This is a genomic window from Crenobacter sp. CS_VA4 (assembly GCF_055597485.1).
The window spans coordinates 236,784-245,263 of the sequence record NZ_JBVMAE010000005.1 but is presented as its reverse complement, the minus strand read 5'-3'; the positions used below and the strand labels follow the sequence as shown (position 1 = coordinate 245,263).

General features: G+C 65.2%; 8 protein-coding genes and 2 tRNA genes. 6 read left to right on the top strand and 4 right to left on the bottom strand.

Translation table 11 applies throughout. The annotated features are described in order from the left end of the window. Positions 1–103: 103 nt before the first annotated feature. Both ACZ2IA_RS07140 and ACZ2IA_RS07135 read left to right on the top strand, forming a co-directional pair. Positions 104–179 (top strand) — tRNA-Val (locus ACZ2IA_RS07140). Between the two features lie 10 nt (positions 180–189). After that, positions 190–266 (top strand) — tRNA-Asp (locus ACZ2IA_RS07135). A 238-nt stretch (positions 267–504) separates the two neighbouring features. Here ACZ2IA_RS07135 and ACZ2IA_RS07130 read toward each other — a convergent pair. The 3 genes from ACZ2IA_RS07130 to pmbA all read right to left on the bottom strand — a co-directional run bounded on the left by ACZ2IA_RS07130 (position 505) and on the right by pmbA (position 3,171). Beyond that, entirely contained in the window at positions 505–996 is a 492-nt protein-coding gene (locus ACZ2IA_RS07130; protein WP_470291875.1) for a disulfide bond formation protein B, read from the bottom strand. A 214-nt stretch (positions 997–1,210) separates the two neighbouring features. Continuing rightward, complete coding sequence (locus ACZ2IA_RS07125; protein WP_470291874.1) at positions 1,211–1,831, bottom strand: DNA-3-methyladenine glycosylase family protein; 621 nt, start codon at positions 1,829–1,831, stop codon at positions 1,211–1,213. Continuing rightward, the gene (pmbA, locus tag ACZ2IA_RS07120) at positions 1,828–3,171 is read right to left on the bottom strand and encodes a metalloprotease PmbA (RefSeq protein ID WP_470291873.1); all 1,344 of its coding nucleotides are present in this window, start codon (positions 3,169–3,171) and stop codon (positions 1,828–1,830) included. Before pmbA ends, ACZ2IA_RS07125 begins: the two co-directional genes overlap by 4 nt. Before the next feature lie 80 nt (positions 3,172–3,251). Here pmbA and yjgA point away from each other — a divergent pair, with 80 nt between their 5' ends. Genes yjgA through trpC form a run of 4 tightly spaced genes read left to right on the top strand, consistent with a single transcriptional unit; the run spans position 3,252 to position 6,160 of the window. Next, positions 3,252–3,812, top strand: a complete 561-nt coding sequence (gene yjgA / locus ACZ2IA_RS07115) for a ribosome biogenesis factor YjgA (RefSeq protein ID WP_470291872.1) — start codon at positions 3,252–3,254, stop codon at positions 3,810–3,812. Further along, positions 3,809–4,393: a molybdopterin adenylyltransferase gene (gene mog, locus ACZ2IA_RS07110; protein WP_470291871.1), complete on the top strand. Its 585-nt coding sequence runs from the start codon at positions 3,809–3,811 to the stop codon at positions 4,391–4,393. Before yjgA ends, mog begins: the two co-directional genes overlap by 4 nt. Further along, positions 4,390–5,379: a YheT family hydrolase gene (locus ACZ2IA_RS07105; RefSeq protein ID WP_470291870.1), complete on the top strand. Its 990-nt coding sequence runs from the start codon at positions 4,390–4,392 to the stop codon at positions 5,377–5,379. Before mog ends, ACZ2IA_RS07105 begins: the two co-directional genes overlap by 4 nt. Then, complete coding sequence (trpC, locus tag ACZ2IA_RS07100) at positions 5,372–6,160, top strand: indole-3-glycerol phosphate synthase TrpC (RefSeq protein WP_470291869.1); 789 nt, start codon at positions 5,372–5,374, stop codon at positions 6,158–6,160. Before ACZ2IA_RS07105 ends, trpC begins: the two co-directional genes overlap by 8 nt. Before the next feature lie 76 nt (positions 6,161–6,236). Here trpC and ACZ2IA_RS07095 read toward each other — a convergent pair whose 3' ends face one another. Next, positions 6,237–8,468 carry a patatin-like phospholipase family protein gene (locus ACZ2IA_RS07095; protein ID WP_470291868.1) on the bottom strand — a complete coding sequence of 744 codons (2,232 nt, stop codon included), beginning with the start codon at positions 8,466–8,468 and terminating at the stop codon, positions 6,237–6,239. Positions 8,469–8,480: the final 12 nt, after the last annotated feature.

Below are 8,480 nucleotides of genomic sequence, written 5' to 3'. Positions count from 1 at the left end.
GAGTGGTAGTTCAGTTGGTTAGAATACCGGCCTGTCACGCCGGGGGTCGCGGGTTCGAGTCCCGTCCACTCCGCCAACAGTACAAAGCAGTACCCAGAACACCGGGCGTTTAGCTCAGTTGGTAGAGCGTCTGCCTTACAAGCAGAATGTCGGCGGTTCGACTCCGTCAACGCCCACCAAAGATTGTGTGGAGTGGTAGTTCAGTTGGTTAGAATACCGGCCTGTCACGCCGGGGGTCGCGGGTTCGAGTCCCGTCCACTCCGCCAATACAAAAAAGCGCCTTTACGGGCGCTTTTTTCGTTTCCGCTCATCCCCTCCACCGGGTGCTACCATCCACCCAGCGGTTCGAACCGGCCCCCACTCAACGCAGCCCCTCCCTCACGCCCGACCAGTCGTCGCCACGGCAACTGCACTGCATGTACCAACCAGGCATCTAACCGTTCGGCCCCAACACAAGGCACAAAAAAAGGCGCCTCGACGAGCGCCTTTTCCAATGGTCCCACCTTAACGACGGCGCAACGCCACCGCCCAGACAAACACGATCACACCGACGAAGAACACGCCGCTCCAGAATGGCATCGACTGACCGAGGAAGGTCCAGTCCACCGCCGCGCATTCGCCGCTGCCATGAAACACCTTAGCCAGCACGTCGGCCATCGGCATGGTTTCGAGCATATAGTCGAGGCCCGGGCCGCAGGCCGGCACCTGATCGGCCGGCAGATGCTGCAGCCATACCTGGCGGGCCGCCACGCCGCCGCCGGTCAGCGCACTCAGCGTCACCAGCAGCGCCGACAACTTCACCCCCCAGTCCTTCGGATTGACCAAGGCGGCGATCAGCGCGATCAGACCGGCAACGATGACCGCCACGCGCTGCATGATGCACATCGGGCACGGCTCCAGCCCCATCTGGTACTGCGCGTATAGTGCAAACGCCATCGCTGCGGCACAGCCGAGCGCAATCAGGAAAAATCCCGTCCGCGGACGCGGTAACAACATAACACCCCCTGTTTGATACTGTTCTTGTATTCCGGACTAAGAGTCCGCCAACAAACCCTCCCGGCCTTGCTGTCCTGCCTTGCCGTACTACTTATACAGTCTGCGGCAGGAGACCTAACCGGGATCACTTCGCTGGGTTCCATTAGCGATTCTAAGCCGACCGGTCGGTTCGCCACGATAGAGTCGTGGCCGTCACGGTTAGTTCATCACACTGTCAATAAATCACTTCGACCGGATCGAGGTGGCACCACAGGAACCAGCTCGCCACGCTGCGCCACGGCCGCCAGCGCTCGCCGATTTCGCGACATTCGGCCAAGCTTGGCCGAACCCCGTTGAAATACAGCTCGGCTAACGCGCGCTGCACGCCTATGTCGTCAACTGGCCAGATGTCGGCGCGGCTGAGATTGAAGATCAGGTACATTTCGGCGGTCCAGCGACCGATGCCGTGCACCGCAGTCAGCGCTGCCAGCACCTCGTCGTCATTGGCGGCTTCCAGCTGCTCGGCCGAGAGCCGGCCATCGACAAAATGCGCGGCCAGATCGCGCACGTACCCCACCTTGCGCGCCGACAGACCGACCGTGCGTAACGCCGCTTCGTCGGCGGCCAGCACCGCCGCCGGTGAATGCTCGTCGAGCAAGGCGGTCAGCCGCCCCCAGATCGTTTCGGCGGCGCGCATCGAGATTTGCTGGCCGACGATGGCGCGCAGCAGCGTCTCGAACGGCGCTCCGCGCGTCTTCAACATCGAGCCAGCAAAACGTTCGATCAAGCCGGCCATCACCGGGTCACTACCGGCCAGCTCGGCACACGCCTGCTGCCAGTAGTGCGGCGTGCTCATGCCTCGCCGGCCACCGTCATGCCGTCGATCAGGATCGAGCCGACCTTCTTGGCGCCACGCATCACCGCATCGTTGGCCACCGCGCTGATCGAGGCGAACATCTCGCGCAGATTGCCGGCGACGGTGATCTCCTCGACCGGGTAGGCGATCTGGCCGTTTTCCACCCAGAAACCGGCGGCGCCGCGCGAGTAATCGCCGGTCACCAGATTGATGCCCTGCCCCATCAGTTCGGTGACGATCAGGCCGGTGCCCATCTGACGCACCAGCTCGTCGAAGCTTTCACCCGTGCTGTGCAGCACCAGGTTGTGCGGACCGCCGGCGTTGCCGGTGGTGCTCATGCCGAGCTTGCGCGCCGAGTAGCTGCTGAGGAAATAGCCTTCCAGCACGCCGTCGGACACCACGCGGCGCGAGCAGGTCGCCACGCCTTCGTTGTCGAACGAGCTGCTGCCGAAGCCGCGCAACAGGAACGGGTCTTCGTCGAGTGTGACGTTGGCCGAAAACACCGGCTTGCCGAGCGCATCGAGCAGGAAGCTCGACTTGCGATACAGGCTGCCGCCGCTGACCGCCGAGACGAAGTGCCCGATCAGCGACGCGGCCACCGGCGATTCGAACAGCACCGGGTAGCGACCGGTCTTGGCGCGCCGTCCACCGAGCCGGCGCACCGTCCGCTCGCCGGCGATGCGGCCCACCTGCTCGACCGGCTCCAGATCGTCCGGATGGCGAGCCAAGCTGTACCAGTAATCGCGCTGCATCGCGCCGCCGGCCTCGGCGATCACCGCCGCCGACACGCTGTGTCGCGAACTCGGGAAGCCGGCCATGAAACCGTAACTGTTGGCGTAGATGAACTGACTCTCCTGGCTGGAGACGGTGGCGCCTTCGGAATTCTTGATGCGGGCATCGACCGCGCGGGCCGCCGCTTCGCACTGGCGCGCCAGCTCGATCGAGCGCTCGACGTCGACATCCCACGGATAGAACAGATTGAGGGCCGGGAATTCGGTCGCCAACAGACCGCGGTCGGCCAGGCCGGCACAGTCGTCGGCCGCGGTGAAGCGGGCGATGTTGACCGCCGCGGCCACCGTGTCGGCCAGCGCCTCGGCCGAGAAGTCCGCGGTGCTGGCATGCCCCTTCTGCTGGCCGATATAGACGGTGACGCCGACGCCCTTGTCCTGGTTGTACTCGATGGTTTCCACCTCATCCAAGCGCACCGTCACGGTCTGACCGCGTCCTTCGGACACATCGACCTCGCAGGAGGTGGCGCCCTGCCGGGTCGCCAGGTCGAGCACTTGGGCGGCAATCCCCTCCAGGGCATCGCGGGAATAGCTGAAAACGTTGGCTGTCATGGCATCCTTGCGCAATAAGCGGCCCGACGGCCGGGCCTTTTTCGGTATCATACCAGTCTTGTTATATAAGGCAGCGAACGATGACCGACTCCTATCAGAATAGTCCAGACGGCGAATGGGTCAGCAAGACCCAGCGCAAGAAGGAAATGAACGAGCTACAGGCACTGGGGGCCGAGCTGACCGCACTGTCCAACGACACGCTGAAGAAAATGGAGCTGCCGGACGACCTGCTGGCCGCCCTGCTCGAATACAAGCGCATTACCGCGCACGGCGCGCTCAAGCGTCAGGAACAATACATCGGCCGGCTGATGCGCGACGTCAACCCTGAGCCGATCCGCCAGCGCCTGGCGATCATCAAGGGCGACTCGGCCGAGCACACCGCCTGGCTGCACCGCGTGGAGCGCTGGCGCGAGCGGCTGCTGGCCGACGACGCGACCCTGCAGCAGTTCCTCGCCGAGCACGCGGAAGCCGACGTGCAGCAGCTGCGCACCCTGATCCGCAACAGCCGCAAGGAATTGCACGAGAACAAGCCGCCGAAGAACTTCCGCGTGCTGTTCCAGGAAATCAAGCGACTGATCCCGGAGCCGGGCAAGCCGAGGCGCCAGGACGACGCCGCAGACAGCGACGAGGACGAGGCATGAGCACACTGAAGATCGGCCTGGTGTCGATTTCGGACCGCGCCAGCAGCGGCGTGTATCAGGACCAGGGCATTCCGGCGCTGCAGGGCTGGTTCGCCGCCGCGCTGACGAGCCCGTTCGTCACCGTCACCCGGTTGATCCCGGACGAGCAGCCGGTGATCGAGGCGACGCTGAAAGAACTGGTCGACGTCGAAGGCTGCCAGCTGGTGCTGACCACCGGCGGCACCGGCCCGGCGCCACGCGACGTCACCCCGGAGGCCACGCTGGCCGTCGCCGATCGCGAAATGCCCGGTTTCGGCGAACAGATGCGCCAGATCAGCCTGCGCTTCGTGCCGACCGCGATCCTGTCGCGCCAGGTCGGGGTGATCCGCAAGCAATCGCTGATCCTCAACCTGCCGGGGCAGCCCAAGGCGATCAAGGAAACGCTCGAGGGCCTGAAGGACGCCGACGGCAAGGTCTTGGCCTCCGGCATCTTCGCCGCGGTGCCGTACTGCATCGACCTGATCGGCGGCCCGTATATCGAAACCGACGAGACCGTCGTCAAGGCGTTCCGCCCCAAGTCGGCAATCAAACCGCAAGCATGAGCCCGTACCGTGCACCGCGCTGGCTGAAGGGCGGCAACGCCCAGACCATCTGGCCGGCGATCTCGCTGAAGCTGCCCGCCCCCGACTATCGCCGCGAGTTGTGGTCGACACCGGACGGCGGCGAGATCGCGCTCGACTTCGTCGACGGCCGGGCCGGTGCACCGCTGGTCGTGCTGTTTCACGGGCTGGAAGGCAGTAGCCGCAGCCACTACGCCAAGGCGCTGATGCACGAAGTAAAACGACGCGGTTGGCACGGCGTGGTCTCGCACTTTCGCGGCTGCGGCGGGGTGGAAAACACCCTGCGCCGCGCCTACCACGCCGGCGACTCGGCCGAGGTGGCCTGGGTATTGCAAAGGTTGGCCGAACGCCATCCGGCGCTGTTTGCCGCCGGCGTGTCGCTGGGCGGCAATATGCTCGCCAAGTACCTGGGCGAGGCCGGCGCCGCGGCGTGCTGCCGTGCTGCGGCGGTGATCTCGGCACCGCTGGATCTAAGCGCCGCCAGTTCGCGGCTCGACCGCGGCGTCGGCCGGCTGCTCTACACCCGGATGTTCCTCAACACCCTGAAGCCCAAGGCGTTCCGCCAACTGGAGCGCCACCCGGGGCTGTTCGACGGCCACCGTCTGCGGCGCGCCCGCTCGTTTCGCGAGTTCGACGACCTGGTCACCGCCCCCTTGCACGGCTACCGCGATTTTCGCGACTACTGGCAGCACGCCAGCAGCAAGCCGCTGTTGACCTCGATCGCGGTGCCGACACTGATCCTGAACGCGCGCAACGACCCGTTCCTGCCGCCGTCGGCGCTGCCGACCGCCGCCGAAGCAAGCGACTGCGTCACGCTAGAACAACCGGAAGAAGGCGGCCACGTCGGCTTCGTCACTGGCCGTTTTCCCGGCCGTATCGACTGGCTGCCGCGTCGTCTGCTAGCCTTCTTCGATAGCGCCGGTTCGGCCCACGACAACAATCGAGAGAAATCACCACGCCATGTCTGACATCCTCAACCGCATCCTGGCGACCAAGCAGCAGGAAGTCGCCGCCGCCCTGGCCGCCCGGCCGCTCGCCGAAGTGCGTGCCGCCGCCGAAGACCGCCTCGACCGCCGCGACTTCGTCGCCGCCCTCCGCGCCAAGCACGCCCTCGGCCAGGCCGGCGTGATCGCCGAGATCAAGAAGGCCAGCCCGAGCAAGGGCGTGATCCGTGAAAACTTCCAGCCGGCCGCGATCGCCAAGAGCTACGCCGAGCACGGCGCCGCCTGCCTGTCGGTACTGACCGACCGCGACTACTTCCAGGGTTCGGCCGACTACCTACAGGCTGCCCGCGCCGCCTGCCATCTGCCGGTGCTGCGAAAGGACTTCATGGTCGACCCGTACCAGATCTACGAGGCGCGTGCGATGGGCGCCGACTGCATCCTGCTGATCGCCGCCGCCCTGTCGGGCGACACGATGCGCGAATTCGAAGCGCTGGCGCACGAGTTGGGCATGGCGGTACTGGTCGAGGTGCACAACGCCGAGGAGCTGGACACCGCGCTGACGCTGTCCACCCCGCTGATCGGCATCAACAACCGCAACCTGCGCACCTTCGAGGTCAGCCTGACCACCACCTTGAAGCTGCTGCCGCAGATCGGCGCCGAGCGCATCGTGGTGACCGAGAGCGGCATCGCCAGCGCCGACGACGTGCGGCTAATGCGCGCCAGCAACGTCCACACCTTCCTGGTCGGCGAGGCGTTCATGCGCGAGGCCGAGCCGGGCGAAGCGCTGGAGCGGCTGTTCGCCTAACCCGCCGCTCGAGGTTGGTCGAAACGACAACGCCCCGGTTTCCCGGGGCGTTTTACATGGGGCTCGACCCGACAACTCAGTAGTCGACGCCGAGGTACATATAGCCGGTGAAACGGCCGCCCTGCGCGTAGCCGGCACCGAGGAAGAACGGCCCAAGCAGCGTATCGGCGCCCAGGAACACCGTGCCACCTGGCAGCCAGGCGGTATTCTGCGCGGTCCACAGCTCGTTCCAGACCTTGCCTGCCTCGAGCGACATGCCGGCGTAGACACCGCTGCCGACCGCCGACGGCAACGTCGACACTCGCCAGTAGCCCATCAGCCGTGCCAGCGCGGCCTTGTCGCCGATCAGTTCGTCCTGCTGGTAACCGGACAGGTTGAGGAAGCCGCCGAGCATTTGCGGCTGACTCTGGAAGCGAGCGCCGGCCAGATTGCCACGATATTTTCCGGTAAGCCGGAATGTCACATCGCCAAACGTCTTCACGTATTCCGCGGTGGTCAGCGCCGTACGGCTCTGGGTCTGGTCGCTGTAGTAAGAAGCATTAACCTCGCCGCTGAGATAGTAGCCGGCGCGCGGCCAGCGCGGGTTGTCGAACTGGTCGATAACCAGGCTGGCCCGGACACCGGCCTCGGTGTAGGCGGTTCCTGACAGACCCACCGGCTCGCCATCGATCAAGGCCTGGTCAAACCCGACCTTCGTCTTCAGCCAGTCGTGCGAGCGGTAGGCCCCCAGCCGCGCCTCGCCGTAACGACCGAGCGCCAAGCCTACGTCCGCCTCGAACCGCGAAGTGTCGTATTCCAGATTGGCCACATGCTTGTGCCCCGGCATGAAGAGCGGCAGCACCTGCGAGTTGTACCGGTACGAACCGGCCACAAATACCGGGCTACCGGCCCAGAGCGGCTGATACAGCTCGGACTTGAGCAGCGTCGACTGGCCGAATTCGACGTTGTTGCGCCAGGTGGCGCCGGCCGAGTTGAGCCAGGTCAGCTCGTGCGAGCCGAGCAGTGCAAAACTGGCATCGCCGGGTTGGCTCGCCTGCAAACTCAGGCCGAAACGGAAGTAGTTCGGCCCGATCGACCGCTCCAGAGGCATCAGCGTCATCACGCTGCGGCCTTCGTGGCTGTCGAGCCGATACGATAGCTGGTCGTAGTCACCGGTAGCAAACAGCTCGGTCAGCTTGCCCCGGATCTGGTCGACCGTCTGCGGCTCACCATACTCGGTGTTCAGTATCTTGGCCAAGCCCTTGGTGTTGCCGTAACGGGTGCCGGCATCGGCCGCTATTTTCACCTCGTCAACCTCCGAGACCGGCGCCTGCGCCAGATGTGCGTGCCAACGCGCATACTCGGCATCCGGCACAGACAGGGCGCGCAATCGGCTCTCGAACGGCTTCACCGCCGCCTTGCCGCGCGCGATGATCGCCTGGTTGTTGCCGAAGTCGGACGCCGACACGTCGGCCAGGTCGGGCCGGATCACGATGTCGCTCGGCCGCAGCAGCGTCATCTGTTCCTTGACGTTGCGGTTGACCGCGATGTTGGTGGTCTGCGAAATCACGTCGAACAGCGAGTTGATCTCGTTGGCCTTCAGCATCGGCGTGCCGACGTCGATCACGATGATCCGGTCGGCGCAGGTGGCGACATCCTGCACCGGCACGTTGCGCGCCAGCATGCCGTCGACCAGCAGCTGACCATCCTGCTCGACCAGGTCGAAGATACCCGGCACCGCCATGCTGGAGCGCATCGCTATCGCCAGACTGCCGCGATCGAACACCACCGCGTCACCGGTCACCAGGTCGGTCGCGACCGCACGGAACGGAATCGGTAGCCGGTCGAACGAATCGACGGTGCGGTCCTGCACCAGCCGCCGGATGTAGAGGTCGATTTCCTGCGAGTTGATCGCGCTGCGCGGCACCCGGAACTGCCAGTCGCGCATGCCGAAGGTCAGGTCGGCGTAGTTCTTGTAGTCGTCGCGCTTGCGGTCGTACGGCACGTCGGCGCGCGCCGGCTTGCCCGACAGCATGCCGTCCCAGTCGGCCACCTTGAGTTTCGCCGACAGCTCGTCAAGCGGCATGCCACTCGCGTAGGCGCCGCCGATCAAAGCACCGGCACTGGTGCCGGCAATACAGGAAATCGGGATCTTCAGCCGCTCCAGTTCCTGCAGCACCCCCAGGTGCGCAAAACCACGCGCTCCACCCCCACCGAGTACCACGCCAATGCGCGGGCGCTCTGGCGACGGGTCGGTGCCGGCCCATACCGGCAGGCTGCTGCTCACCCCTAGTAGCACCAGGCAGAGGGTCAGGAATGGCTTTCGCAAATATTTATTCAC

Excerpts from the sequence above, each read along its gene's own strand:
- mog (WP_470291871.1), top strand. The coding sequence starts at position 3,809 with ATGAGCACACTGAAGATCGGCCTGGTGTCGATTTCGGACCGCGCCAGC.
- ACZ2IA_RS07105 (WP_470291870.1), top strand. The coding sequence starts at position 4,390 with ATGAGCCCGTACCGTGCACCGCGCTGGCTGAAGGGCGGCAACGCCCAG.
- trpC (WP_470291869.1), top strand. The coding sequence starts at position 5,372 with ATGTCTGACATCCTCAACCGCATCCTGGCGACCAAGCAGCAGGAAGTC.
- pmbA (WP_470291873.1), bottom strand. The coding sequence starts at position 3,171 with ATGACAGCCAACGTTTTCAGCTATTCCCGCGATGCCCTGGAGGGGATT.
- ACZ2IA_RS07125 (WP_470291874.1), bottom strand. The coding sequence starts at position 1,831 with ATGAGCACGCCGCACTACTGGCAGCAGGCGTGTGCCGAGCTGGCCGGT.
- yjgA (WP_470291872.1), top strand. The coding sequence starts at position 3,252 with ATGACCGACTCCTATCAGAATAGTCCAGACGGCGAATGGGTCAGCAAG.
- ACZ2IA_RS07130 (WP_470291875.1), bottom strand. The coding sequence starts at position 996 with ATGTTGTTACCGCGTCCGCGGACGGGATTTTTCCTGATTGCGCTCGGC.